The organism is Hymenobacter arizonensis, from assembly GCF_900115775.1.
Classification (GTDB): domain Bacteria; phylum Bacteroidota; class Bacteroidia; order Cytophagales; family Hymenobacteraceae; genus Hymenobacter; species Hymenobacter arizonensis.
This window is the reverse complement of record NZ_FOXS01000006.1, coordinates 315938-342419: the sequence shown is the minus strand read 5'-3', so window position 1 is coordinate 342419 and position 26482 is coordinate 315938. Positions and strand designations below refer to the sequence as shown.

Genomic DNA, 26482 nt, shown 5'->3' with positions numbered 1-26482 from the left:
GGTGAGGTTCCCCAGCATGAGGTTTCACCCCACTCAAGTTCAGTTTACCCAACCCAAATGGTCCTCAACAAATACAGCCGCATCTACACCCAGGACGACAGCCTGCCGGCCTCGCAAGCCATGCTCATCGGAGCAGGCTTGTCGGAGGACGACCTGCGCAAGCCGTTCGTGGGCGTATGCTCCACGGGCTTCGAGGGCAACACCTGCAACATGCACCTCGACGGCCTGGCCAACGAGGTGAAGCGGGGCCTGGCCTCGCAGGGCCTGGTGGGCTTGCGCTTCAACACCATCGGGGTAAGCGACGGCATCACCAACGGTACGCCGGGCATGCGCTACTCGCTGGTGTCGCGCGAAATCATCGCCGATTCCATTGAGGCCATGGCCGGGGCGCACAACTACGACGCCCTGGCCTGCGTGGTGGGCTGCGACAAAAACATGCCCGGCGCGCTCATTGCCATGGCCCGGCTCAACCGCCCGGCGCTTATGGTTTACGGCGGCACCATCAAGGGCGGCACTTTCAAAGGGCAGCAGCTGAACATCGTGTCGTGCTTCGAGGCCTATGGCCAGAAGCTGCGCGGCCAACTTTCCAACGAAGACTACCGCGGCATCATCAAAAATGCCTGCCCCGGGCCAGGCGCCTGCGGTGGCATGTACACCGCCAATACCATGGCTGCGGCCATCGAAACGCTGGGCATGACGGTGCCTTTCTCATCCTCATCGACCGCCGTGAGCGCCTCCAAAATGCAGGAATGCCTAGATACCGGGCAGTACCTGCGCCGGCTGTTGGAGCGCGACATCAAGCCCCGCGACATTCTGGTGCGCGAGGCCTTCGAGAACGCCATGGTGGTGACCACCGTGCTTGGCGGCTCAACCAACGCCGTTATCCACCTCATCGCCATTGCAGATGCGGCAGGGGTGAAGCTCACGCTGGCCGACTTCCAGGCCATCAGCAACCGGGTGCCGGTGCTGGCCGACCTGAAGCCCAGCGGCAAGTATTTGATGGAGGACCTGTCGGCCTTGGGCGGGGTGCCGGCTGTGCTGAAAACGCTGCTGGAGGAAGGCCTGATTACCGGCGATACCCTCACTGTAACCGGTCGCACCCTGGCCGAAAATCTGGCCGATATCAAACCCCTGGGCGCCGAGCAGGACCTGCTGCATCCCAGCTCGCGCCCGCTGAAAGCCGATGGCCACATTCAGATTCTCTACGGCAACCTAGCCCCAGAAGGCGCAGTAGCCAAAATCTCGGGCAAAGAAGGCGAGCAGTTTGCCGGCCCAGCCATTGTGTTCGACTCCGAGGAAGCCGTGAACGATGGCTTGGCCCAGGGCGTGGTGGAGGCCGGGCAGGTCGTGGTCATCCGCTACGTGGGGCCAAAGGGTGGCCCGGGCATGCCCGAAATGCTCAAGCCAACCTCATCCATCATGGGCGCCGGCCTGGGCGATAAAGTGGCCCTGCTCACCGATGGCCGCTTTTCGGGCGGCACGCACGGGTTCGTTATCGGGCACGTCAGCCCCGAAGCGTATGACGGCGGCCCCATTGCCCTGGTCGAAAACGGCGACTGGGTTGTGCTCGATGCCAGCAAGAACACAATAGATGTGCGCGTGGATGCAGCCGTGCTGCAAGCCCGCCGCGAGCAGTGGCGCCCGCCCGCGATGAACGCCGCCCGCGGGGTGCTGCGCAAGTACGTGCGCACAGTGGGTAGTGCCAGCTCAGGCTGTATTACAGATAGTTGAGCCTATAAAACAGGCGTAAAAACGCCGCTCCAGCCTCTCCTGTCATGCTGAGCTTGCGAAGCATCTTATCCCCGCAGAACGAATAGTTGCACCGTGACAGGATGCTTCGCAAGCTCAGCATGACAGACAAACAATAAGCAAACTCCATCCCAATTCCCTCAGCCATGAGCACGCAAGCATTACCTCTCCTGGATGCCCCAGTTGCCACTACCCGCGAAATATCCGGGGCTGAAGTGCTATTGCGAGGGCTGCTGGCCGAAGGCGTTGACACCATTTTCGGCTACCCCGGCGGGGCCATTCTACCTATTTATGACGCGCTCTATGATTTCAAAGAGCAGCTGAACCACGTACTGGTGCGGCACGAGCAGGGCGGCATCCATGCCGGGCAGGGGTATGCCCGCGCCTCCGGCAAGGTAGGCGTGGTGTTTGCCACCAGCGGGCCGGGCGCCACCAACCTGGTAACGGGCCTGGCCGATGCCCAAATTGACAGTACGCCGCTGGTGTGCATCACGGGGCAGGTATTTGCGCATTTACTGGGTTCCGATGCCTTTCAGGAAACCGACGTCATCAACATCACGGCGCCCGTAACGAAGTGGAACTACCAGGTGACGGAGGCCAGCGAAATCTCCGATATCTTGGCCAAGGCGTTTTACATTGCCCGCAGCGGCCGGCCCGGCCCGGTGCTGATTGACATCACCAAAAACGCGCAGCTCGATAAAATTGCGTTTGCTGGCTACCAGCCCTGCACGCACATTCGCAGCTACCGGCCCGCGCCCGTGGTGCGGCCCGAAGCGGTGGCGCAGGCCGCAGCGCTCATCAACCAGGCCCAGCGCCCGCTGGTGCTGTGGGGGCAGGGCGTGGTGCTGGGCGGGGCCGAGCGCGAGTTTCAGGCCTTCATTGAAAAAAGCGGCATTCCAGCCGCCTGGACCATTCTTGGGGCCGGCGTGTTGCCCTCCAACCATCCGTTGAACGTGGGCATGCTGGGCATGCACGGCAACTACGGCCCCAACGTGCTCACCAACGAGTGCGATGTGCTCATCGCCATCGGCATGCGCTTCGACGACCGGGTGACCGGCCGCCTTGACAAGTACGCCCGGCAGGCCCAGGTTATTCACCTCGACATCGACCCCACCGAAATCGACAAAAACGTGGCCGCCACCGTGCCCGTGTGGGGCGACTGCAAGCAGACGCTGCCGATGCTAACTCGCTTGGTGGCCCCGCGCACGCACCCGGCTTGGCGCGAGCGGTTCGTGCCGTTCCAGAACGCGGAAGTGGACGCGGTAATCCGCGAAGCGCTGTTCCCGACTTCCGCCGAGCTCACCATGGGCGAAGTGATTCAGCAACTCAACGAACTTACTAAAGGTGAGGCCATTCTGGTAACCGACGTGGGCCAGCACCAGATGGTGACCTGCCGCTACGCCCGTCTCAACCAGTCGCGCCGCCACATCACGAGCGGCGGCCTGGGCACCATGGGCTTTGCCTTGCCGGCCGCCATCGGGGCCAAGTTCGGCATGCCGGATACCACGGTGGTCGCCATCATCGGCGATGGCGGCGTGCAGATGACCATCCAGGAGCTGGGCACCTTGATGCAAACCGGCATTGCCGTGAAGATTATCGTGCTCAACAACCAGTTTCTGGGCATGGTGCGGCAGTGGCAGGAGCTGTTCAGCGAGCGGCGCTACTCCTTCGTCAACATCCAAAGCCCCGATTATGTGGCCGTGGCCCGCGGCTACCGCATCGAGGGCCAAAGCGTGTCGGACCGCGCCGAGCTGCGGCCGGCGCTGCATGCCATGCTGGTGCACCCTGGCTCCTTTATGCTGGAGGTGATGGTGGCGCAGGAACAGAACATCTTTCCCATGGTGCCCCAGGGGTGCAGCGTGAGTGAGATTCGACTGAAATAGGCTCTAGCATCTCGCCCAGCGGAACCTCACCCCCGGCCCCTCTCCCGCAGAGAGGGGAGCCTGACGATTTTCGAAAGGTGCATTTCCGGTGCCCCCTCTCCGCGGGAGAGGGGGTCAGGGGGTGAGGTTACCCGGGGCGAGATACCTCCCACGCTCAAAACAGAATAAAAAAACCGCTCCCATGAGCCAGCAACCTACCACCCGCCAGGAATACAACATCACGGCTTACACCGAAAACCACATCGGCTTGCTCAACCGCATTGCCATCATCTTCTCGCGCCGCAAAATCAACATCGAAAGCCTGAATACCTCGCCTTCGGAGATTGAAGGGATTCACCGCTTCAACATCGTCATCACCGAGACGGAGGAAGTAGTTCGCACAATCTCCCGGCAGATTGAAAAGCAGGTTGAGGTGCTGAAAGTGTACTTCAACACCAACGACGAGGTTATCTGGCAGGAAATGGCGCTCTACAAAGTGCCCACCGACGTCATTGCCGAGCGCGCCCTTGTGGAGCGGCTGCTGCGTGAAAATGGGGCCCGGGCCGTGGTCATTCGCAAGGATTACACGGTGTTCGAAACCACCGGCCACCGCCAGGAAACTGACAACCTGATTCGCGTGCTGCAGCCCTTCGGGCTCATAGAATTTGTGCGCAGCGCCCGCATTGCCATCATCAAAGCCAGCGACGGCTTCCACCTCAAGCTCAACGAATTCGAAGAAGCCGAGCCCGGCGACGAAGTCATCGAAAACGAATACCTGAATGACCGCGACGGCGTGTTTGCGATGTGAAGTAGCGCGGACTTTTAGTCCGCGTTTGAAAGATATTTTTAACCCATGCGCGGACTAAAAGTCCGCGCTACAAACCCCAATAACCATGGCACAAATCAATTTTGGCGGAGTCGATGAAAACGTAGTTACCCGCGAAGAATTTCCCCTGGAAAAAGCGCTGGCCGTGCTGCAGGATGATACCATCGCCGTTATCGGCTACGGCGTGCAGGGCCCGGGCCAGGCGCTGAACATGCGCGACAACGGCTTTAACGTAATTGTGGGCCAGCGGCGGGGCACGTCCTCCTGGGACCGCGCCATCAACGACGGCTGGGTAGAAGGTGAAACCCTGTTTTCCTTGGAAGAGGCGGCTGAGCGCGGCACCATAGTGTGCAACCTGCTTTCCGATGCCGGCCAGATTGCCCTGTGGCCTATGCTGAAGGAACGCCTCACGGCGGGCAAAACCCTGTACTTCTCGCATGGCTTCGGCATCACCTTCAACGACCAAACCAACATCATCCCGCCCGCCGATGTGGACGTGATTCTGGTGGCCCCCAAAGGCAGCGGCACCAGCTTGCGACGTCTATTCCAGGCCGGTGGCGGGCTCAACTCCTCGTTTGCGGTGTACCAGGACGCCAGCGGCCAGGCCTACGAAAAGGCGGTGGCCATGGGCATCGGCGTGGGCTCGGGCTACCTGTTCGAAACCGACTTTAAAAAGGAAGTGTACTCCGACCTCACCGGCGAGCGCGGCGTGCTGATGGGCGCCCTGGCCGGCATCATCGAGGCCCAGTACCAGGTGCTGCGCCAGCGCGGCCACTCGCCCTCCGAAGCCTTCAACGAAACCGTGGAGGAGCTCACCCAAAGCTTAGTGCCGCTGGTGGGCGAAAACGGCATGGACTGGATGTTTGCCAACTGCTCCGTAACGGCCCAGCGCGGTGCCCTCGACTGGAAAGGCCGCTTCCGCGAAGCCACCCTGCCGGTGCTCAACGAACTGTACGACAGTGTGGCCTCGGGCCAGGAGGCTGCCCGCACCATCGAGCGCGGCACCACGCCCAACTACCGCCAGGAGCTAGATGCCGAGCTGAAAGAAGTACGAGACTCCGAGCTGTGGCAAACCGGCGCCACCGTACGGCAGCTGCGCTCCAAAGCCGCCGAAAAGGTGGAAGCGCTGAGCTAGCGGGAGTCTGAAACAAACAGACGTCATGCAGAACGCAGCGAAGCATCTTTACCCCACGCCTGTCATGCTGACGAAGGAAGCATCTTCTCTCCGCCGAACGATTAATTCTGACTTGATAGGATGCTTCCTTCGTCAGCATGACAGGCGTGGGGTAGAGACGCTTCAACTGCGCTTAGCATGACGTTCATTACCATTTAAGCAATACATGGAAAACGCCACCGCAGCTCCGCCCATCGTCACCCTGAAAAACGTGGCCCGAGCTGCCCGCCTGCTCAAAGGCGTCATCTCCAAAACGCCGCTGCTCCTAAACCTGGGCCTCTCCCGGGCTTACGAGGCCCAGGTGTACCTCAAGCGCGAGGACCTGCAGGTGGTGCGCTCCTACAAAATCAGGGGTGCCTACCACAAGATGGCAGGCCTCACCGCGGCCGAAGGCGCCCGGAATGTGGTGTGCGCCAGCGCCGGCAACCACGCACAGGGCGTGGCCTACGCCTGCCAGCTGCTGGGCCTGAAGGGCTACATCTTCATGCCCGCCCAAACGCCGGCCCAGAAGGTGGACAAAGTCCGCCTGTTTGGTCAGGAGCAGGTCGAAATCATTCTCACGGGCCGCACGTTTGACGATACCTTTAAAACGGCCCGCGAATTCTGCGACGAGCGGGGTAGCACCTTTGTGCATCCGTTCGATGACCTGGCCATTGTGGAGGGCCAGGCCACCGTGGGCCTGGAAATTCTGAAAGCTGCCACCACGAGCATCGATTACTGCTTTATGGCCATTGGTGGCGGCGGGCTGGCTTCCGGCGTGGGCAGCGTGTTTCGGCAGCTGAGCCCGCACACCAAGCTGATTGGCGTGCAGCCGCTGGGGGCGCCCTCCATGCAGCAGTCCATTGCCGCCGGGCAGCGGCAGGCCCTCAGTCAAATTGAGAGCTTCGTGGACGGCGCGGCCGTGAAATGCCCCGGCGCGCTCACGTTCGAGCTGTGCCGCGAGCTGCTCGACGACGTGGTGCTGGTGCCCGAAGGCCAGGTGTGCCTCGACTTGCTGAAGATGTACAACGAAGAAGGCATAGTGCTCGAGCCCGCGGGCACGCTCTGTATCTCGGCCCTGCACCAATACGCCGAGCAGATTAAGGGCAAAAACGTGGTGTGCGTGGTCAGCGGCAGCAACAACGACATCACCCGCATGGAGGACATTAAGGAGCGCGCCACCCGCTACCAGGGCCGCAAGCACTACTTTATGGTCACGTTTGACCAGCGGCCGGGGGCCCTGCGCCGCTTCGTCAACAGCGTGCTGCTGCCCGAAGACGACATCATCCACTTCCAGTACATCAAGAAAAACAACAAAGAGAAGGGGCCCGTTTTTGTGGGTATTGAGCTGAAGCAGGCGGGCGATGTCGACGGCATGCAGGCCCGCATGCTGGCCGAAGGGTTCGCCTACGAATACCTAAATGACAAGCCCGATTTCCTGAGTTTGCTGGTGTAGGAGGGAGGCTAATAGGAACGTCGTGCCGAAAGCACGTCATGCCGAGCGCAGCCGAGGCATCTCGCTCGCCTCGTTGAACGAATAGGGTTACTACTGCACGCGAGATGCCTCGGTTGCGCTCGGCATGACGTGCTTTTTGTCTTACTCTCCTCAATAGCTTGTGCAGGTGTAGCCACATCAACCTCAAAACGATAGATGGGGGGAGTTTGCAATTGTATTTCCTTATTAGTTATTGTCTTTATTGTTAATCACTTATGGATGATAATTTAACAATTAGAAATAGTAGGCTACCGAAAAAGTAGTTTCTGAGCGAGTCGTAGAGCAGTGTACTTGCAAGCACTTAAAAGTGCTTAGCGCCACTATTCCCATGGCAAGTCAGAAAATCCAAATCTTCGATACCACCCTGCGCGACGGCGAGCAAGTGCCGGGCTGCAAGCTGAACCGCGACGAGAAGCTCGTCATTGCCCGGCAGCTGGAGCTACTAGGCGTCGATGTGATTGAGGCGGGCTTTCCGGTGTCGAGTCCGGGCGATTTTGGGGCAGTGCAGGCCATTGCAGCCCAAACCCGCGAAGCCACGGTGTGCGGCTTGTCGCGGGCCGTGGAAAACGACATTCGCGTGGCCGCCGAGGCCTTGAAACTGGCACGGTATCCGCGCATTCACACCGGCATTGGCACTTCCGAGTCGCACATTCGCTACAAGCTGTGCAGCACGCAGGCCGAGGTGATGGCCCGCGCCGTAGCCGCTGTGAAGCTGGCCAAATCCTTCGTGGAGAACGTGGAATTCTACGCTGAAGACGCCGGCCGCACCGACAACGAATTTCTGGCTCGCGTGTGCGAGGCCGCTATTCGGGCTGGGGCTACGGTGCTCAACATTCCGGACACCACCGGCTATTGCCTGCCCGCAGAGTACGGCGCCAAAATCAAGTACCTGGCCGAAAACGTGACTGGCATTCACAAGGTCACGCTTTCCACGCACTGCCACAACGACCTCGGCATGGCCACCGCAAACTCCATTGCAGGCGTCATCAACGGCGCCCGCCAGATTGAGTGCACCATCAACGGGGTAGGGGAGCGGGCCGGCAATACCGCCCTGGAAGAAGTGGTGATGGTGCTCCGCCAGCACCCCTACCTGCAGCTCGACACCCACATCAACACGCCGCTGCTGGCCGAAACCTCGGCCATGGTGGCCCACCTGATGAGCATGCCCGTGCAAGCCAACAAGGCCGTGGTAGGCGCCAACGCGTTTTCGCACTCCAGCGGCATCCACCAGGACGGCGTCATCAAGCACCGAGAAACCTACGAAATCATGAACCCGCGCGACGTAGGCATGGCCGATTCGTCGATTGTGCTCACGGCGCGCTCGGGCCGTGCCGCCCTGGCCTATCGCCTCCAGAAGATTGGTTACGACTTCGACCGGCAATCCCTCAACAAGGCCTACGCCTCGTTTTTGCAGCTCGCCGACCGTCAGAAGGAAGTGGTAGACCGCGACCTCCACGCCTTGGTAGAAAACGAACAATTGGTGAATGCGAATTAGTATCAACCGACAAACCAGAACGTCATGCAGAGCGCAGCGAAGCATCTCGCGTGCTACCACTAACTCAATGATTCAACGAGGCGAGCGAGATGCTTCGCTGCGCTCTGCATGACCGTTCTTACCTACAAAATCCCACCCCCACCCAATGGCCAAGTCCTTATTCGATAAAATCTGGGATGCGCACGTGGTAAAAGCCATTCCCGGCGGGCTGGAGGTGTTTTACATAGACCGCCACCTCATCCACGAAGTCACTAGTCCGCAGGCCTTTGATGAGCTGCGCGCGCGCGGCCTGCCGCTGCTGCGCCCCGCCCAGATGGTAGCCACGGCCGACCACAACGTGCCGACCCGTAACCAGCACCTGCCCATCGCTGACCCCATTTCCCGCTCACAAGTCGATAAGCTGACTGAGAACTGCGCCAGCTTCGGCGTTGAGCTGTTTGGGCTGGGGCACGAAAACCAAGGCATCGTGCACGTCATCGGGCCGGAGCTGGGCATCACCCAGCCGGGCATGACCATTGTGTGCGGCGACAGCCACACGTCCACGCACGGGGCATTCGGCGCTATTGCCTTCGGCATTGGCACCAGCCAGGTTACGCAGGTAATGGCCACGCAATGCCTGCTGCTCAGCCGCCCCAAGCGCATGCGCATCACCATAGACGGCGAGCTGCGGCCCGGCGTCACGGCCAAGGACCTGATTTTGCACATCATCGCGCAGCTGGGCACGGGCGGCGCCACGGGATACTTCGTGGAATACGCCGGCAGCGCCATTCGAAGCTTGAGCATGGAAGGCCGCATGACGGTCTGCAACATGAGCATCGAAATGGGCGCCCGCGGCGGCATGATTGCGCCCGATGCCACCACCTATGCCTACCTGCAGGGTCGCCCTTATGCGCCGCAGGGCGAGCGCTGGACCCAGGTCCTGGCCTACTGGCAAACGCTGTATTCAGAGGAAGGCGCCGAGTTCGAGGCCGACTTGCTGATTGATGCGCAGACCATTGCGCCGATGATTACCTACGGCACCAACCCCGGCATGGGCATCGCCCTCAGCGGCCATATTCCGGCGCAGGTAGCGGCCAGCGAAGCCGCCAGCTTCGAAAAGTCGCTGCAATACATGGGTTTTCAGCCGGGCGAAACGCTGCTGGGTAAGGAAATTACCCACGTCTTTATTGGCAGCTGCACTAACTCCCGCATCGAAGACCTGCGCGCCGTGGCCGCCTACGTGCAGGGCAAGCAGAAGGCCGCGCACGTGGAGGCCATCATCGTGCCCGGCTCCAAGTCAGTAGAGAAGCAAGCCATTGCCGAGGGCCTCGACAAGATTCTGGCCCAGGCCGGCTTCGAGTTGCGCGAACCAGGCTGTAGCGCCTGCCTGGCCATGAACGACGACAAGATTCCGGACGGCGCCTACTGTGTCTCCACCTCCAACCGCAACTTCGAGGGCCGGCAGGGGCCGGGCGCACGCACGCTGCTGGCCAGCCCGCTGGTGGCCGCCATCACGGCCGTGCAAGGCCGCATCGTCGACATCACCCAATACCTGAACTAATGAAAGTCATCTTGGAGCTGTTTAGAACTGTCATCCTTCATCTGGCGTCCGCTTGCGAAGGACCTTATCAGGGCAGAACAATTGGCAGTAATCCTCTTACTAAGGCTCGTTCTTTCGTGATAAGGTCCTTCGCACGCGGACGCCAGATGAAGGATGACAGGACCTTTAATATTAAACAGCCAGTTTTTACAAACCAATTGATATAGACCACTATGCTACCCTTTTTCAAGAATTCAGCAGCTGTTAATAAGAAGTCCATCGACTGGATAACCTACGCCACCCAACAGCTCCGGCAAGCCGAGCAGGAGGGTGAGCTCCAATTGCCTTCCTACGCCATTATGCAATCCAACACCTCAAATTCCCATGGACAAATTCCAGACCCTGCGCTCTACGGCAGTTCCGCTGCCCTTGGAAAACATTGACACCGACCAGATTATTCCGGCCCGGTTCCTGAAATCGACCACCCGGGAAGGCTTCGGGGCCAACCTGTTTGCCGACTGGCGCTACGCCTCCAACGGCGAGCCCAAGCACGGCTTCGTGCTGAACGACACGCGCTACCACGGCCAGATACTGCTGGCTGGTCACAACTTCGGCTGCGGTTCCAGCCGCGAGCACGCCGCGTGGGCGCTGTATGATGCCGGTTTCAAGGTGGTTATATCCAGCGAATTTGCCGACATATTTCGCGGTAATGCGCTGAATACCGGCCTGCTGCCGCTGCAAGTATCGGCCGAGGTGCTGCAGCGCCTGGTGGCGCGCGTGACGCACTACCCCAACACCCAGCTGGAGGTGGATTTGCCCACCCAAACGCTCAGCGTGCCCGTGTGGAACGAAAGCTTTGCCTTCGACATCGACCTCTACAAGAAAGAATGCCTCATTAATGGCTACGACGACATCGATTATCTGCTAAGCCAGCAGTCCGCCATCACCACCTACGAAGAAGCGCGCACATGGAGTATTTAAGCAAACGAATTGTGGTATTGCCCGGCGACGGCGTCGGCCCGGAAGTGTGCGGCGAAGCCGTGCGCGTACTCAAGGCTGTGGCCGAGCGGTTTGGACACCGCTTCACCTTCGACTACCGCCTGATGGGCGCCTGCGCCATCGACGCCACCGGCAGCCCCTTGCCCGAAGCTACGCTCGACGCCTGCCACCAGGCCGACGCCGTGCTGCTCGGCGCCATCGGCGACCCCAAGTACGACAACAACCCCTCTGCCAAAGTGCGCCCCGAACAAGGCCTGCTGGCGTTGCGCAAAAGCCTGGGCCTCTACGCCAATATTCGCCCCGTCACGGCCTACGAGCAGCTGCTGGAGTTTTCGCCGCTGCGGCCCGAGCGCATTGCTGGCACCGACCTGCTCATCTTCCGAGAGCTGACCGGCGGCGTGTACTTCGGCGAAAAGGGCCGTACGCCCGATGGCACTGCCTTCGACCACTGCACCTACAACCGCGAGGAAATTACGCGCATTGCCCACCGCGCTTTCCGCGCCGCCCAGGGCCGCCGCCAACAGCTGACGCTGGTCGACAAAGCCAACGTGCTGGAAACTTCCCGGCTCTGGCGCGAAGTCGTTCAGGGCATCGCCCCGGACTACCCCGAGGTGGCCGTCGACTACTTATTCGTCGACAATGCAGCCATGCAGCTAATTCTCAACCCGCGGCAGTTCGATGTTATCCTGACCGAAAACATGTTCGGCGATATCCTGTCCGACGAAGCCTCCGTGATTGCGGGTTCGCTGGGCCTGCTGCCCTCGGCCTCCCTTGGCGATGGCGCAGGGCTGTTCGAGCCCGTGCACGGTTCCTACCCGCAGGCCAAGGGCAAAGGCATCGCCAATCCCATTGCCGCCATCCTCTCGGCCGCCATGATGCTGGAGTACTTCGGCCTGCCCGACGAGGCCCGTGCCGTGCGCGCCGCCGTGGAAAACGCCCTCAGCGAAGAAGTTTTAACGCCCGAACTCAGCCCCGGCGCATCCTACACCACCGAGCAGGTGGGCAGTTTTATTGCCTACGGCGTGCTCGACTTGATGGACTGCCACCTACACCGCAGCAATGTGGCGTGCGGCAAGAGTACAATTATTTAGACTAACTTTTTGAACCTGTAATAATAGGCCGTTGCGCCGGTCCGCCCGCCCTAGGCGGGCCGACCGGTTGCCGTTGGAGCAAGCGGCGCATCCTTCAACCAGTCGGCCCGCCTAGGGCGGTCGGACCGGCGCAACGACTCGATAGGAAATGACTTCCTCGACACTTTTAATTACGAAGCTTGAAAAATTAATCCTTGCATCTTAAAATTAATTGTTCCTTATTTGCTTTCGCTAAGTCAAAAACAGAACCCAATGCCCTTCCGCAGCAACAATTCTTTCCTGAATAACTCGAATAATAATAATTTATTCCGAGACAGGGAGGCTATTGTTCCGAGGGGTTAACCCAAGAACATATTTTCAATTTGAAAAGCCTTCCGTCACTCGGAAGGCTTTTTTTTTAGTCCTCCCGGCCCAAGGCTCACTTCCGGAATTTCAAAAAACTCCCCGCAGGGGAGGTGGCCGCTTATTGCCCAAACTCAAGGGACTGATTCTTTAATTAATTCAAATCATCTCAAACCAAACCCCCCACTCCACACCCATGAAAACCAGTTCAACCTCCACCGCCTGGCCCACCGCGGCCGACCTGCTCGAAACCGAAGAAGCCATTACGTTCGTGAAAGAAACCTTCTCGAAAGTGCTGGCCCAGCAGCTGCACTTGGTAAAAGTGTCGGCCCCGCTGGTGGTGCTCGACGGCACCGGCATCAACGATGACCTGAACGGCATTGAGCGGCCTGTGGGCTTCCCCATCAAGGCCCTCGACGAGCAGCGCGCCGTGGTGGTGCACTCCCTGGCCAAGTGGAAGCGCCTGCGCCTGTCCGAGCTGGGCATTCCGGCCGGCAAAGGCCTGCTCACCGACATGCGCGCCCTGCGCCCCGACGAGGACTACAGCGCCATCCACTCCATCTATGTGGACCAGTGGGACTGGGAAAAGCACATCCTGCCCGAGCAGCGCACCATTCCCTTCCTAAAAGCCACCGTCGAAACCATTTACGGCGCCCTGAAAGCCACCGAAGAGCAGGTGCGCAAGCGCTTCGGCATCGAGCCCATTCTGCCGCCCACCATTGCCTTCATGCACGCCGAAGACCTGTTGCAGCGCTACCCCGACCTCACGCCCAAGCAGCGCGAAGACGAAGCTGCTCGCGAGTTCGGCGCGGTATTCCTGATGGGCATTGGCGGGGAGCTGAGCCACGGCGAAATTCACGACGGCCGAGCCCCCGACTACGACGACTGGAGCACCCTGAACGAGGATGGCCACCGCGGCCTGAACGGCGACATTCTGCTGTGGAACCCAGTGATGGAAACGTCGTTTGAAATCTCCTCCATGGGCATTCGGGTCGATAAAGTGGCCCTAGCCCGCCAGCTGGAGATGCGCGGCTGCCCCGAGCGCCAGTCCCTGCATTTCCACCGCATGCTGCTGGCCGATGAGCTGCCGCAAAGCATCGGCGGCGGCATTGGGCAGTCGCGGGTGACCATGTTTTTGCTTCGCAAGGCCCATATCGGGGAGGTGCAGGTGAGCATCTGGCCCGAGGCGGTGCGCCGGGAGCTGGCCGAAGGCGGCGTGGCACTGCTATAAATAGCTGCTGCAAGCGCGATTTTATAGTGGGGGAGTAAATGTCTGGCTGGGCATTTACTCCCCCATTTTGTTCATCGGAAAGGGTAAAAAGCAGTTTTTCTAACTATTAAAAAGAATGATGATAGAAAATTGATTAATATTGAAAAATGCCTTTCAGAATTGGGTCATATATCCTGAGTTCGGGTGTGTTTAGCTACGAGTACCCTTTAAATGCAGGTAGTATTGCCAATTTTGTTTGCTTCTGTGGCCGGAATGGGTCATGCATTTGAACCTGACCATTTGCTGGCTGTGGGCAACCTTATTTCGCGCCGCGATACGATGGCCGAAGCCTTGCGCGACGGAGTGTACTGGGGCCTGGGCCACACCACCACGTTGGTAGTTGTGGGCAGTTTTATTCTGTTGGGACGCGTCACCTTTCTGACCTCCGGCTATTTCGAAGCCGCCGTGGGCCTCATGCTCGTCGTGATGGGCATCAGCCGCCTGCTCGACCAGCGCCGCGAAGCTGCTAAGGTGCGCCCTGGCGTGGCCCCGTCCCGCGCGGCCTACGCCGTGGGCCTACTGCACGGTCTGGCGGGCAGCGGTGCACTGGTGCTGCTGGTGATGAGCGAAATCCGCAACCCGTGGCTGAGCGTGCTGTATTTTCTGGTGTTCGGCATCGGGTCTATTCTGGGCATGTTTATCGTGGCAGGGATGTGCAGCGTGCCGTTCACCAAGCGCATGAAAATCAATCGGGTGTTGAAGTTGAGTGCTGTTACCCTTTCGTCGCTGCTGTGCATCGGGTATGGCGGGTGGATGATTTATGGGAGTATTTAACCGGGCAACATCGCGCCTCACCCCTAGCCCCTCTCCCAAAAGGAGAGGGGAACTAGCTCTAGACCTAGACCTAAATTGTCATCCAGAAAAGCAGCCCCCAAAAACTAAAACTAGTCCCCCTCTCCTTTTCGGAGAGGGGCTAGGGGTGAGGCGCCCGTAAGACCGATTTATGCATTTAAGCCCCAAAGACCTCGACAAGCTCGTTCTCCACCAAGCCGGTGTCGTGGCCCAAAAACGCTACGCCCGCGGCCTGCTCCTGAATTACCCCGAAGCCCTGGCCCTCATCGCCACGCAGCTGCTGGAGTTCATCCGCGACGGCGAGCGGGTGGCCGTGCTCATGGACAAGGGCAAGCAGCTGCTGGGCCTGGCCGATGTACTGCCCGGCGTGGCCGACATGATTCACGAAGTTCAAATCGAAGGCACCTTCCCCGACGGCACCAAACTCGTTACCGTGCACCACCCCATCTGCCGCGAAACCGGCGATGCCGCCCTGGCCCTCTACGGCTCCGGCCTCAGCAAAGCCCCGGCCCCCAGCGCCACGCCCGCCAACGCCAGCCACCCCCAGCCCGGCGAATACCAACTGCACCCGGCCGAGGTTATCCTCAACGAAAGCCGCGCCACGGTAGACGTGGACGTCGTTAACATGGGCGACCGGCCCGTGCAGGTCGGCTCGCACTATTCCTTTTTCGAAACCAACGCGGCGCTACACTTCGACCGCGCCGTCGCCTACGGTTTCCGCCTCAACATCCCAGCCGGCACGGCGGTGCGCTTCGAGCCCGGCGAGCGCAAGCGCGTGCGCCTGGTGGCCCTGGCCGGCGAGCGCATCGTGTACGGCGGCAATGGGCTGATTGATGGGAAGCTCGATGATGCTGGAAAGAAGCAAACGATATTAGAGAAGATATCCGCTCAGGGCTTCTGATTTATCAATAGTCATTACATGAAACAGCTTCAGTTCTTTATTCATTTGGCATTGGCAACGACAATTCTCGGAAGTGTTTCCTGCAACAAAATCAAGACTAAAAAACAGCAGTTGAGTCAATCAATTCACCGATTCTTATTCGAAAAAAAGGAACGAGTATTTCCTGGCTTTGACTCGGCAACTCCTGACACTGAAAGTAACAAAAGACGCTTTAAAGATTTCTTAGGAATCGAGCCAACGCCAGATGTGAAGAACATCTATTGCAACTCTGATAGGCTAGGTATTGATGCTTCTTACTCGTTTGTTTTCAACTGTGATTCATCAACTCATCAGGCAATAATCAAGCAACTGGAATTAAAGCCCGATTCTCTTATTCATGACTTTGCTACGGGTGGATTTGGGACAAGCGTTTGGTGGTGGAATAAAGAAATTCCTGCTACAGTGAAACCATATAGCCGTCAACAAAAGGATTTGTGCTGGTACTTATGGCGTGACCAGAAAAACAGCAAAGATTATTTCCTTACCTACGATATGTGAGGCGCGAAATCTTTTAGAAAACAGCATTAAAACAACGATATGTCCCTCCCCATCTCCCGTCGCGCGTATGCCGACATGTACGGCCCCACCACTGGCGACCGGGTGCGCCTCGGTGATACCGGCCTGCTGATTGAAGTGGAGCGCGACTACTGCGTGTACGGCGAGGAATGCAAGTTCGGCGGCGGCAAGGTGCTGCGCGACGGCATGGGCCAGGCCGCCGGAATCGGGCAGGCCGACGCGCTGGATTTGGTTATCACCAACGCGCTGGTCGTGGATTACACCGGCATTTTCAAGGCCGATATCGGCATCAAGGGCGGCCGCATCGTGGGCATCGGCAAGGCCGGCAACCCGCACATCATGCCCGGCGTCACGCCCGGCATGGTGGTGGGCGTGACCACCGAAGTCATTGCCGGCGAAGGCCAGATTCTAACTGCGGGCGCCATTGATTGCCACATCCATTTCATCAGCCCCCAGCAGATTCCCGAGGCGCTGGCCTCCGGCGTCACCACCATGATTGGGGGCGGCACCGGGCCGGCCGCGGGCACCAACGCCACCACCTGCACGCCCGGCGCCTTCTACCTCGAAATGATGATGAAGGCCACCGAGGCCTACCCGCTCAACTTCGGGTTTTTGGCCAAGGGCAACTCCTCCAAGCCGGAGGGCCTGCGCGAGCAGGCCGAGGCCGGAGCGCTGGGTTTCAAGCTGCACGAGGACTGGGGCACCACGCCGGCGGCCATCGACATGTGCCTCAGCATTGCCGAGGAATACGACGTGCAGGTCTGCATCCACACCGATACGCTGAACGAGAGCGGCTTCGTGGAAACGAGCACGGCGGCGTTTAAGGGGCGCACCATCCACTCCTACCACACGGAAGGGGCGGGGGGCGGCCACGCGCCCGACATCATCAAAATCTGCGGCGAGCCCAACGTCATTCCGTCGAGCACCAACCCCACGCGGCCCTTCACGGTGAACACCATCGACGAGCACCTCGACATGCTCATGGTCTGCCACCACCTCGACCGCAACATTCCCGAAGACGTGGCCTTCGCCGAAAGCCGCATCCGGGGCGAAACCATCGCCGCCGAAGACATCCTGCACGATATGGGCGCGCTCAGCATCATCAGCTCCGACTCGCAGGCCATGGGCCGGGTGGGCGAGGTCATCACCCGCACCTGGCAAACGGCCCACAAAATGAAGCAGCAGCGCGGCCCCCTGCCCGAAGACGCCGCCGGCCAGGCCGACAACTTCCGTGTGCGCCGCTACGTGGCCAAGTACACTATCAATCCGGCCCGCGCCCACGGCATCTCGCACGAGGTAGGCTCCGTCGAAATCGGCAAGCTGGCCGATTTGGTGCTCTGGAAACCCGCGTTTTTTGGGGCCCGACCAGAGATGATTATTAAGGGCGGCATCATCGCGCAGTCCCAAATGGGCGACGCCAATGCCTCGATTCCGACGCCGCAGCCGTCGTTCTCGCGCCCCATGTTCGGGGCGCTGGGCGGGGCCATCGGGAAGGGTTCGATGGTGTTTGTGTCGGCCGCCTCAGTGGCGCGGGTGCGGGCTGATTATGGACTGACGAAGCAGGTAGTAGCCGTAAAAAATTGCCGCAACATCGGCAAAAAGGACATGGCCCTGAACGACTATCTGCCGAATATATCAGTGGACCCGGAGACCTACCGGGTGATAGTGGACGGCGTGCACCTGACCTGTGAGCCGGCGGAAGTGCTGCCGCTGGCGCAGCTGTATAACCTGTTTTAGCAGATGGCGCGGGCCTACGGCCCGTGCCATCTATTTGCTGGCCTCCGGCCGGCGCGGCACCTTGCCACCAGCAACGATTTCGGCCAACGATTGCGGGCCGGAGCCCCGCTAATAGTCGGCATGGGGCAGAAACCCGCGCCATCTACCTCATCCCAACATGCAATTCGCCCGCCTCCTGCACCTTGTCGATTCGGCCATTCCCACCGGCTCATTTGCCTATTCCTCCGGGCTGGAAAGCAGCATCACGCTGGGTTTGGTGAGCACGCCCTTTGCGTTGCGGAACTACCTATATTCTTTCTTGCAGCAGGCCGGCAGCGCCGAATTACCGTTCATCAATTCTAGCTTTCGACTCGCTGAGCTTGGCGAAGAACTGAAAGTGGTGGCCGAAGAATACGACGCGCAGTTACTGGTGTCGGGCCTCTACAAAGCCAGCGCCGTGCAGGGCCGCAACTGGCTGAAGCTGCTGGCCAGCTTCTACCCGGAAGCTGAGCTGGAAACCATTACCCAATGGTTCGCCGCCCAGGAAATTCCACCGCATTTCACGCTGGTTTTCACGCTGGCCTTGCAGCGGGTCGGCTTTGAGCTAAAAGAATTGCAAGCCATGTACCTGCACATGCTACTGCGCGACCAGCTCAGCGCCGCCATCCGCCTCGGGTTTCTGGGGCCGCTGGAGGGGCACCAGCTGCAGCACGATTTCTATGCAGTGTTCGAGCATATTCTGGCAGCGCACGCAGGCAAGGAATATGGCGAGGCGACTCGCTCAGCATTTTTGCTGGAAGTGGCCCAGGTGCTGCATGAAGACATTTATTCCAAGCTTTTTCAGAATTAGTAGCGCGGATTTTTAGTCTGCGAGTCCACATCGTTCCAACTTATTCGCGGACTAAAAGTCCGCGCTACTGCTCATGGCTTTTGTCGAAAAACTCGCCCTTCTCCTCCACGGCCACCAGCACGAAGCCTATGAATCGCCGGGCGACTTCAAGGAGCGCGAAACCCGGCGGCTGCCAAGCTACCGCAATTTCCGCAAGCGGGCTTTCACTGTGGGCATTGGCGGGCCGGTGGGCACGGGCAAAACGGCGCTGCTCAAAGCCCTGTGCGAACGACTGCGCCACGAGTTCGAGCTTGGTGTAGTCACGAATGACATTTTTACCCGCGAAGACGCCGAGTTTCTCATCCGCCACAGCGCCCTGAGCGAAGACCGGATTGTAGGCGTGGAAACCGGTGGCTGCCCGCACGCCGCCATTCGCGAAGACATTTCCCTAAACATGGACGCGCTGGAAGGCCTCATGCAGCGCTTCGACTACGGGCTGGACTACCTCTTCGTGGAAAGTGGCGGCGACAACTTGGCCGCCCACTTCAGCCGCGAGCTGGTCGACTATTCCATCTACGTCATCGACGTGTCGGGCGGCGACAAAATCCCGCGCAAGGGCGGCCCCGGCATCACCCAGTCCGATTTGCTCATCATCAACAAAATCGACCTCAAAGACCTGATAAAAGCCGACCTGGGCGTGATGGAGCGCGACTCACGTAAGATGCGCGGCGATGGCCCTTTCCTTTTCGCTCGCGCCATCGATGGGCACGGCCTGGATGAGATTATCGGCCACATCAAAGCGGCGAAAGCCCGTGCCCTGGCTGCCGTGCGCGAAGACCGGCGGTAGCAGTGCCGGGCACGGCGGCGCTACCTCAGTACTTCCGCGCCAGCGGATTATACCCCAGTAGCTCATCATCTGCCAGCGCCGCCAAAATATGCTCGCACAGCGGCTGCAAAGCCATCCGGCCGGTCGCAGCCGCCCGCAGCACCCACACGTTTTCCCGCGCCCTGGCCACCGAAACTACGCATTCATGGCCGTTGAGGTTGAAGTGCGGGCCGGTGCTGCCGGGCATCGTTTGCTGCTGTAGCGCCTCGGCCAGCAGCCGGAAGCGCGCATCGGTGGGGCTGCCCACCAAAAACATCGAGAAGAAGGTTTGGTACCCCGCAAAGTTGCCGGGCGATTTGGCAATGTTTTCGGCGGGGCTGAAGGCAAACCGGTCCAGCAGCACCAGCCTGTTGGCTATGCGCACGCGCAGCTCCGAGTGCAGGGCGGTGAAAGCAAACCGCTCGCCCTGGTCCATGCGGCCGGAGTGGAACCAGTCGACCAGCAGCAGCAGCGAATCGGGCGCAAGCTGCCACTCCTGGGTTTGGCGGTAGCGACTCTGGGCCTGCAGCACCACTGGGTCGGGAAAAACCACGGCCATGGCGCCCGTGGCCAGGCTGCCGGTGGTGTGCTGCTCGGCCACGGCACCGTCTATCGAGCGAAAAATTTTAGTGCTGGCCTGAGTGCTCACCACCAGTTGTGCGTGCGGGGCCGCGGCAATGCGCAGCCGAATGGCATCGCCGGCCACCATGCCGCCGCCGTAGCTCGACAGCACCACGTGGCAGGTTTGGCTAGGCGAGGCCGGGTTGAAAACCTTAAGGGGCTGAATGCTTTTGCTGGTGATGAGCCGCGATTTGCCGCGCACCTGCGCTACCTCCAGCGTACTCCACTCCGTCGGGGTGTTCATGTGGGGTGGCAAGTGATGGAGGTTGAAGGCTGAAGCGCTGCTCGCACGCAGCGTCGGAACCACGAATTACGTCCTTGCTGCTCAGTAAGCAACTATCCATAAACTCCGTTTCTGCAAAGCTTATCTTAACAATTCCACACCCAGTAATTTTCAGATTGGTATTTCGTGATGCCAGCGCCAGCCTGGATTAAGTCCCGGTGGCAACTCTACAAAGCTGTTTGAGTTAATAAAAACGGCCCTGCTGAGCTGGCCGAAGCATCTCTACTGCTTCGCGAGAGCCGGTGCAACGAAGCGGCAGAGATGCCTCGGCCAGCTCAGCACGACGTTCGGGTTGGCTTTTGGCTAACCCAAGTATCTTCCAAGGCTTTGAGTGTAACCGGGCAGCGATAGGCAGCGTTTAACTATATAGTTTTAAATGTATTTTATAACTTCAGCCGCGCTTGACGTATGCAGAACTACTACCGCGTCTTGGGCATCGGCCCCACGGCCACGGCCGTGCAGATTGAGCAAGCTTATGCACGCCAGCGCGCCCGTTTCAAGCGCCTCGCGGCCGCCGACCGCATCATGAAGGCGCGGCTGGCCGATGTGGAAGCCGGGTTCGACATTCTGGGCAATGCCCGCCGCCGCATTGCCTACGACCTGCTGCTGGCCCAGGAACCCGAGGCACCCGCCCGGCCGCGCTTGCGCCCCGACGAACGCCTCCGGCGCTACGCCCGCGTAGCCCGCAGCCTCAACGCCGCGCTGCTGGCCTGCTTCCTGCTGCTGGCCCTCGATTGGGCCTTGCCGCTGCGCGAATTCCCCAACGAAAAGGTGCGCACCCGCTTTCCGGTATTCGTGTCATCGGCCCTGTCCGCGCCGCAGCTGGCCTACCGGGTGCACACCCAGCACACCTCGTTTCGGCTGTCGAGCCACATCAGCCAGCGCGTGCGCGCTGGCCAGCGCATCAATGTTTGGAAGACGCCTTTGCTGGGGGTGGTGCGGCGCGTGAGCTCGCCCGCCTCGCCCGATGGCCCGGAGGTGTTTCAGCCTTATGGCGGCACCATCTACGGCACATTTGCCCTGCTGCCACTGCTGCTGGGCCTGGTGGCGGGCGTGGGCGTGTGGCCCAGGCTCTCGTCCGAAGCCGTGATTAATACCGCTACCGTGAGCAGTTTGCTGACCGCTCTAAACCTGGTCATGCTGATGTGGTTTTAATCTTTGGTTGTCAGTATGAGGGAGTCAGGTAGTGGTGAGCAAACTTTTGCCAACTCCCGGCCCTGAATTATCGAATACAGACCACCAAGCTCTCAACTCTGATTAGCCCAACCATGGATTTTACCTCTTCCCGCCCCGAGGATTTGCTATTTGATGCCGCCCGCCGCGGCGACGTTGCCGTGCTGCAGGAACTGCTGGCCACTGGCCTCGACATTAACGTAACCAACGGCAAAGGCTTCTCGGCCCTCATCCTGACTGCCTACGACGACCACCTCGACGCCACCCGTTTCCTGCTCGAAGCCGGCGCCGACCCCAACGTGCAGGACGTGAGCGGCAACACCGCCCTGATGGGCGTCAGCTTCAAAGGCTACCCCGAAATTGCCCAACTCCTCATTCAACACGGCGCCAACCTCAACCTGCAAAACGGCAACGGCGGCACGGCCCTCATGTTTGCGACCCTCTTCGGCCGCAACAACCTAGTGAAGCTGCTGATTGAAGCCGGCGCCGACCAAACCATTGCCGATGCCCGTGGCTTCACCGCCCGCGGCCTGGCCCTGCAACAGGGTAACGAAGAAGCCCTGACCCAGCTGGCCTAGCTCCGTCAGCTCCATCCAACACGACCTGAAGATTCCCAACCTGCTGCCAGCATGTGCGGGTACTGGTTGTGTGTGCCCCTTCGGGCCGGTGCCCGGTGCCGATGCGGCGCCCCAGTGTTCCCCTTGTGAATAGCCAACGGTTATTGGACGGTGGCGAGCCCGCCGTGGGAGATTTTGCGAGGAACTATTTTTTATTTCTTTGAATCAGAACAAAAGTTGCTGATTTAGGAGCATTTCATAGTCGGCTGTTGGATAAATCGATGGCACAATCTACGGATGATGTTATCGGCTTAATTGGTTTCAATCCAATTTAAACTATGAAAAAATCAGGTAGGTGGCGTAATAATTGATTAACTTCAAAGAGGCTTAAGCAGTATGTAGGCTCTTTCTATCCTTCGTTCATTAATAGTTATTCTATGTGGTACCATACCTCTACCCGGCGTATTATCCCAGCGCTTTGTTTGGGTCTGCTTTTTGTTGCTGGTTGTAGCAAAGACCCAGTGAGCCCCGAGGGGCCAGAAGCATCGCCCGTCTACCAAGACAGCAAACCGAAAAAAAAGGACGTGCAGCTGCTGTCCAAGCACTACATCGTTATCTACTCGGGCGATGGACTACCGTCCGACCTTGCTAACCAAACCAAGCGCGCCAAGGGCAAGGTAACCGCCGAGTTCAAAGGCGCGGGCCTGGCCACGGCCACCTCCGACGACCCCGACTTTGCTGCTCAAGCCGCCAAGATGCCGGGAGTGCAGGCCGTAGTCAATGATTTCGTGTTTTATTCCGATGAAGTTCAGCCGGCGCGCCCGTTTGTAAAGCCAGCTTCTCACGCCGGCTCCGGCGTGCGAGGCAACAACCCTTTTCTCCCGCTGCAATGGGGCCTGACGGCCATTCAGGCACCTGCTGCCTGGAACACCGGCGCCCGGGGCGAGGGCGTGATAGTGGCCGATTTGGACACCGGCTATGACCTGACCCACCCCGACCTGCAGGATAACATCATCGGCAGCACCTCCTTCGTAACGCTGCCCGGCGAAAGCTACGATGCGCAGCATCGCACCTACGGTACCAGCCACGGCACGCACACGGCCGGCACCATTGCCGCTGCCGACAACAACGAGGGCGTGATAGGAGTAGCGCCCAAGGCCAAGCTTTTGCTGGTGAAGGTGATGAGCGACGCTGGCGAAGGCCAATTGTCTTGGCTAATCAACGGCATTATTTACGCCGCCGACCATAACGCCGATGTCATCAACATGAGCCTAACGGCATTGCTGCCCCGCAACGGTAAGTTCCGCGACGAAAACGGCAAGACCATCAATAATTCCAAAGCCACCAAGGACTTGCTGTCTGCCCTGAACAAGGCTACCAGCTACGCCCGCAAGCGTGGTGCCACCATCATTGCCTCGGCCGGTAACGACGGCATCGACACCAGCCAAGACCACAACTGGGTGCGCATGCCAGCCGATGCCTCCGGGGTTATCGCCATTTCAGCCACGGGCCCCATGGGCTGGGGCAAAGCCCCCGAAACCTGCAACCTCGACCGGTTTGCATCTTACTCCAACTACGGCACGCCCACGGTGGCGTTTGCTGCACCAGGTGGCGATTCCCGTTACCCCGACTTTTATGAAATAACTACGCTATTCGGCTATTACCAGCCCACCTACGCCATGGACATGGTGCTCAGCACCGACCACCACGGCGGCTATTCCTGGCTGGCCGGCACGAGCATGGCCGCGCCCCACGCCAGCGGAGTCGCCGCCCTCATCATCGGCAAAAACGGCGGCCAGATGGACCCCGCCCGCGTCGAGGCCATCCTCCGCGCCTCGGCCGATGACCTGGGCAAGCCTGGCCGCGACCCGTACTACGGGTTTGGGCGGGTGAATGCGCTGCGGGCTGTTACTCAGAAAAAGTAGGTTTATAAATGCCCCTTCTGTGGCAGCCGAAACATCTAGCCTTGGTTGCTCATATCCCGGATTAAAGCGGCATTAAGCGTTATAGATTAGAAGCTCAAGAATTTTAATAAGAAAAAAAGCCCGCTTTATTCAGCGGGCTTTTTTTGTCAGTGAGATTTACACTATGCAACTGCGATGGTGGAAATTACTTACTCCGCCAGCTTCGCCAGAATCTCCTGCGCTGCCGTGGCAATCACCGTGCCCGGCCCGTACACGCCGGCCACGCCCGCCGCATATAGAAACCCATAGTCCTGCGCTGGAATCACGCCGCCAGCAATCACCAGGATATCCTCACGCCCCAGTTGCTTAAGCTCCGCCAGTAGCTGAGGCAGCAGGGTTTTATGGCCGGCCGCGAGGCTGCTCACGCCCACCACGTGCACGTCGTTGTCGGCGGCCTGGCGGGCTACTTCACCCGGGGTTTGGAAGAGGGGCGCAATGTCCACGTCGAAGCCCACATCGGCGAAGCTAGTGGCGATGATTTTGGCGCCGCGGTCGTGGCCGTCCTGGCCCATTTTGGCTACCAGCATGCGGGGGCGGCGGCCTTCGCGGGCGGCAAAATCTTCGGCGGCCTTGCGGGCCTGTTCGAATGCTTCGTTGTGGTGCATTTCCTGAGAGTACACGCCCGACACGGTGCGCGTGGTGGCCTGGTGCCGGCCGTACATGGCTTCGAGGGCGTCGGAGATTTCGCCGAGGGTGGCGCGGGCCCGAGCGGCGGTCACGGCCAGGGCCAGGAGGTTGTGGGTGAGCGGTTGGCTATTGTCGGCTGTTGCCTTTGCGGTCGCTAGCTCCTCTACGCGCACGCCGGCCGCTTCGGTCAGGGCGGCCAGTGCCACCTTCACGGCCACGTTATCGCGGCTGGCGCGGATGCTCTTGAGGCGCGCAATCTGGCTTTCGCGCACGGCGTCGTTGTCGATGTCGAGCACCTCCACTTCGGTTTTCTCGGTGGTCTGGTACTTGTTCACTCCCACAATAATTTCCTTGCCCGAGTCGATGCGCGCCTGCTTGCGGGCTGCGGCTTCTTCAATGCGCAGCTTAGGCAGGCCGGTCTCAATGGCCTTGGCCATGCCGCCCAATTCCTCCACTTCCTGAATCAGGGCCCAGGCCTTGTCGGCCAACTCGTGGGTCAGGGACTCCACGTAGTAGGAGCCGCCCCAGGGGTCGACTACTTTGGTGATGTCGGTTTCGTGCTGGAGGTAAAGCTGGGTGTTGCGGGCAATGCGGGCTGAGAAGTCGGTGGGCAGGGCAATGGCTTCGTCCAACGCGTTGGTGTGCAGGCTTTGGGTACCGCCAAGGGCCGCGGCCAGCGCTTCAATGGCGGTGCGGGCCACGTTGTTGTACGGGTCCTGCTCGGTAAGGGAGTAGCCCGAGGTCTGGCAGTGCGTGCGCAGGGCCAGGCTCTTGGGGTTGGTGGGGTTGAACTGCTGCATGAGCTTGGCCCACAGCAGGCGCCCGGCGCGCAGCTTGGCAATCTCCATGAAGTGGTTCATGCCAATGGCCCAGAAGAAGGATAGGCGCGGGGCAAATTCGTCAATTTTCATGCCCGCCGCCAAGCCGGCCCGCACGTACTCCAGGCCATCGGCCAGGGTGTAGGCCAACTCCAGGTCAGCGGTAGCGCCGGCTTCCTGCATGTGGTAGCCCGAGATGGAAATCGAGTTGAACTTGGGCATGTTCGCCGCCGTGTAGCTGAAAATATCGGCGATGATGCGCATGCTGGGCGCGGGCGGGTAGATATAGGTGTTCCGCACCATGAACTCCTTCAGAATGTCGTTCTGAATGGTGCCCGCCAGTTTATCCGGCGTCACGCCCTGCTCTTCGGCCGCCACTATATAAAAGGCCAGCACCGGCAGCACGGCCCCGTTCATGGTCATCGACACCGACATCTGGTCAAGCGGAATCTGGTCGAAGAGAATCTTCATGTCCTCCACCGAGTCGATGGCTACGCCGGCTTTGCCCACGTCGCCCTGCACCCGCGGGTGGTCGGAATCGTAGCCGCGGTGCGTAGCCAAATCGAACGCCACCGACAGCCCTTTTTGCCCGCCCGCTAGGTTGCGGCGGTAGAAGGCATTGCTGGCCTCGGCCGTTGAGAAACCCGCGTACTGCCGAATGGTCCACGGATTCTGCACGTACATGCTGGCGTAGGGCCCGCGCAGGTACGGCGGCAGGCCCGCCCCAAAGCCCAGGTGGTCGAGCCCGGCCACATCGGCGGCAGTGTACACCGGCTTAATGGCAATGCCCTCCGGCGTGAGCGTAGCAGCTTCCGAAGCAGCAGGTGTGGCGCTAGGCGCCGTAGCCGCGTTGTAGGGAATGGTGGAGAAATCGGGTTTCATAGGCGGAATGGCGAAAGGCATCAGTCATTGCGAGTGGAGCGCAGCGTAACGCGGCAATCCGTCCTCTCAATGCGACCAGCTTTGTAATGTGATAGGCT

Annotated in this window: 21 protein-coding genes; 19 read left to right on the top strand and 2 right to left on the bottom strand. The window is 59.9% G+C overall.

Going from position 1 to position 26482, the window contains the following annotated elements:
• Positions 1–57: 57 nt before the first annotated feature.
• From ilvD to ureG, 16 genes are all read left to right on the top strand, one after another.
• Positions 58–1731 (top strand): dihydroxy-acid dehydratase, encoded by a 1674-nt coding sequence (gene ilvD / locus BMZ66_RS19980; protein WP_092677634.1) that lies wholly within the window; start codon positions 58–60, stop codon positions 1729–1731.
• A gap of 164 nt (positions 1732–1895) precedes the next feature.
• A complete protein-coding gene (gene ilvB / locus BMZ66_RS19970; RefSeq protein WP_092677630.1) occupies positions 1896–3632 on the top strand; it encodes a biosynthetic-type acetolactate synthase large subunit in 1737 nt (578 codons plus the stop codon).
• A 181-nt stretch (positions 3633–3813) separates the two neighbouring features.
• Positions 3814–4419 (top strand): acetolactate synthase small subunit, encoded by a 606-nt coding sequence (ilvN, locus tag BMZ66_RS19965; protein WP_092677628.1) that lies wholly within the window; start codon positions 3814–3816, stop codon positions 4417–4419.
• Between the two features lie 85 nt (positions 4420–4504).
• Complete coding sequence (ilvC, locus tag BMZ66_RS19960) at positions 4505–5572, top strand: ketol-acid reductoisomerase (RefSeq protein WP_092677625.1); 1068 nt, start codon at positions 4505–4507, stop codon at positions 5570–5572.
• 205 nt (positions 5573–5777) lie between these two features.
• Positions 5778–7046 carry a threonine ammonia-lyase IlvA gene (ilvA, locus tag BMZ66_RS19955; RefSeq protein WP_092677623.1) on the top strand — a complete coding sequence of 423 codons (1269 nt, stop codon included), beginning with the start codon at positions 5778–5780 and terminating at the stop codon, positions 7044–7046.
• Positions 7047–7413: 367 nt separating this feature from the next.
• Positions 7414–8580, top strand: coding sequence for a 2-isopropylmalate synthase (locus BMZ66_RS19950; RefSeq protein ID WP_092677622.1), 1167 nt, complete (start codon positions 7414–7416; stop codon positions 8578–8580).
• 145 nt (positions 8581–8725) lie between these two features.
• Positions 8726–10120, top strand: coding sequence for a 3-isopropylmalate dehydratase large subunit (gene leuC / locus BMZ66_RS19945; protein WP_092677620.1), 1395 nt, complete (start codon positions 8726–8728; stop codon positions 10118–10120).
• Positions 10121–10477: 357 nt separating this feature from the next.
• A complete protein-coding gene (leuD, locus tag BMZ66_RS19940) occupies positions 10478–11080 on the top strand; it encodes a 3-isopropylmalate dehydratase small subunit (protein ID WP_439645769.1) in 603 nt (200 codons plus the stop codon).
• A complete protein-coding gene (leuB, locus tag BMZ66_RS19935) occupies positions 11068–12189 on the top strand; it encodes a 3-isopropylmalate dehydrogenase (RefSeq protein ID WP_092677615.1) in 1122 nt (373 codons plus the stop codon). The genes leuD and leuB overlap by 13 nt, the downstream gene beginning before the upstream one ends.
• Before the next feature lie 538 nt (positions 12190–12727).
• On the top strand, positions 12728–13762 hold the full coding sequence (gene asnA / locus BMZ66_RS19930) for an aspartate--ammonia ligase (RefSeq protein WP_092677613.1): 1035 nt from the start codon (positions 12728–12730) through the stop codon (positions 13760–13762).
• Positions 13763–14050: 288 nt separating this feature from the next.
• On the top strand, positions 14051–14575 hold the full coding sequence (locus BMZ66_RS19925) for an urease accessory protein (RefSeq protein ID WP_234795176.1): 525 nt from the start codon (positions 14051–14053) through the stop codon (positions 14573–14575).
• A gap of 169 nt (positions 14576–14744) precedes the next feature.
• Entirely contained in the window at positions 14745–15494 is a 750-nt protein-coding gene (locus tag BMZ66_RS19920; RefSeq protein WP_092677609.1) for an urease subunit beta, read from the top strand.
• Between the two features lie 18 nt (positions 15495–15512).
• A complete protein-coding gene (locus BMZ66_RS19915) occupies positions 15513–16031 on the top strand; it encodes a hypothetical protein (protein WP_092677607.1) in 519 nt (172 codons plus the stop codon).
• Positions 16032–16070: 39 nt separating this feature from the next.
• Complete coding sequence (gene ureC, locus BMZ66_RS19910; protein ID WP_092677605.1) at positions 16071–17786, top strand: urease subunit alpha; 1716 nt, start codon at positions 16071–16073, stop codon at positions 17784–17786.
• Positions 17787–17943: 157 nt separating this feature from the next.
• Complete coding sequence (locus BMZ66_RS19905; protein ID WP_092677603.1) at positions 17944–18615, top strand: urease accessory protein UreF; 672 nt, start codon at positions 17944–17946, stop codon at positions 18613–18615.
• A gap of 73 nt (positions 18616–18688) precedes the next feature.
• Entirely contained in the window at positions 18689–19441 is a 753-nt protein-coding gene (gene ureG / locus BMZ66_RS19900; RefSeq protein ID WP_092677601.1) for an urease accessory protein UreG, read from the top strand.
• Between the two features lie 25 nt (positions 19442–19466).
• On the opposite strand, the gene BMZ66_RS19895 is transcribed toward ureG, so the two are convergent.
• On the bottom strand, positions 19467–20324 hold the full coding sequence (locus BMZ66_RS19895) for an urease accessory protein UreD (protein ID WP_092677599.1): 858 nt from the start codon (positions 20322–20324) through the stop codon (positions 19467–19469).
• Between the two features lie 447 nt (positions 20325–20771).
• On the opposite strand from BMZ66_RS19895, the gene BMZ66_RS19890 reads away from it, so the two are divergent.
• The 3 genes from BMZ66_RS19890 to BMZ66_RS19880 all read left to right on the top strand — a co-directional run bounded on the left by BMZ66_RS19890 (position 20772) and on the right by BMZ66_RS19880 (position 24018).
• A complete protein-coding gene (locus BMZ66_RS19890; protein ID WP_092677597.1) occupies positions 20772–21518 on the top strand; it encodes a J domain-containing protein in 747 nt (248 codons plus the stop codon).
• A 113-nt stretch (positions 21519–21631) separates the two neighbouring features.
• Positions 21632–22114 carry an ankyrin repeat domain-containing protein gene (locus BMZ66_RS19885; protein WP_092677595.1) on the top strand — a complete coding sequence of 161 codons (483 nt, stop codon included), beginning with the start codon at positions 21632–21634 and terminating at the stop codon, positions 22112–22114.
• Positions 22115–22677: 563 nt separating this feature from the next.
• A complete protein-coding gene (locus BMZ66_RS19880) occupies positions 22678–24018 on the top strand; it encodes a S8 family peptidase (RefSeq protein WP_234795175.1) in 1341 nt (446 codons plus the stop codon).
• A 188-nt stretch (positions 24019–24206) separates the two neighbouring features.
• Here BMZ66_RS19880 and scpA read toward each other — a convergent pair whose 3' ends face one another.
• On the bottom strand, positions 24207–26384 hold the full coding sequence (scpA, locus tag BMZ66_RS19875; protein WP_092677812.1) for a methylmalonyl-CoA mutase: 2178 nt from the start codon (positions 26382–26384) through the stop codon (positions 24207–24209).
• Positions 26385–26482 lie beyond the last annotated feature (98 nt).

Bases quoted from the DNA above. Each gene is read 5' to 3' on its own strand.
- ureG (WP_092677601.1), top strand. From the start codon at position 18,689: ATGGCTTTTGTCGAAAAACTCGCCCTTCTCCTCCACGGCCACCAGCAC.
- ilvD (WP_092677634.1), top strand. From the start codon at position 58: ATGGTCCTCAACAAATACAGCCGCATCTACACCCAGGACGACAGCCTG.
- BMZ66_RS19890 (WP_092677597.1), top strand. From the start codon at position 20,772: ATGCAGAACTACTACCGCGTCTTGGGCATCGGCCCCACGGCCACGGCC.
- BMZ66_RS19950 (WP_092677622.1), top strand. From the start codon at position 7,414: ATGGCAAGTCAGAAAATCCAAATCTTCGATACCACCCTGCGCGACGGC.
- scpA (WP_092677812.1), bottom strand. From the start codon at position 26,384: ATGAAACCCGATTTCTCCACCATTCCCTACAACGCGGCTACGGCGCCT.
- ureC (WP_092677605.1), top strand. From the start codon at position 16,071: ATGTCCCTCCCCATCTCCCGTCGCGCGTATGCCGACATGTACGGCCCC.
- BMZ66_RS19885 (WP_092677595.1), top strand. From the start codon at position 21,632: ATGGATTTTACCTCTTCCCGCCCCGAGGATTTGCTATTTGATGCCGCC.
- BMZ66_RS19905 (WP_092677603.1), top strand. From the start codon at position 17,944: ATGCAATTCGCCCGCCTCCTGCACCTTGTCGATTCGGCCATTCCCACC.
- BMZ66_RS19915 (WP_092677607.1), top strand. From the start codon at position 15,513: ATGAAACAGCTTCAGTTCTTTATTCATTTGGCATTGGCAACGACAATT.
- ilvB (WP_092677630.1), top strand. From the start codon at position 1,896: ATGAGCACGCAAGCATTACCTCTCCTGGATGCCCCAGTTGCCACTACC.
- ilvA (WP_092677623.1), top strand. From the start codon at position 5,778: ATGGAAAACGCCACCGCAGCTCCGCCCATCGTCACCCTGAAAAACGTG.
- leuC (WP_092677620.1), top strand. From the start codon at position 8,726: ATGGCCAAGTCCTTATTCGATAAAATCTGGGATGCGCACGTGGTAAAA.
- BMZ66_RS19895 (WP_092677599.1), bottom strand. From the start codon at position 20,324: ATGAACACCCCGACGGAGTGGAGTACGCTGGAGGTAGCGCAGGTGCGC.
- asnA (WP_092677613.1), top strand. From the start codon at position 12,728: ATGAAAACCAGTTCAACCTCCACCGCCTGGCCCACCGCGGCCGACCTG.
- leuB (WP_092677615.1), top strand. From the start codon at position 11,068: ATGGAGTATTTAAGCAAACGAATTGTGGTATTGCCCGGCGACGGCGTC.
- ilvN (WP_092677628.1), top strand. From the start codon at position 3,814: ATGAGCCAGCAACCTACCACCCGCCAGGAATACAACATCACGGCTTAC.
- ilvC (WP_092677625.1), top strand. From the start codon at position 4,505: ATGGCACAAATCAATTTTGGCGGAGTCGATGAAAACGTAGTTACCCGC.
- BMZ66_RS19920 (WP_092677609.1), top strand. From the start codon at position 14,745: ATGCATTTAAGCCCCAAAGACCTCGACAAGCTCGTTCTCCACCAAGCC.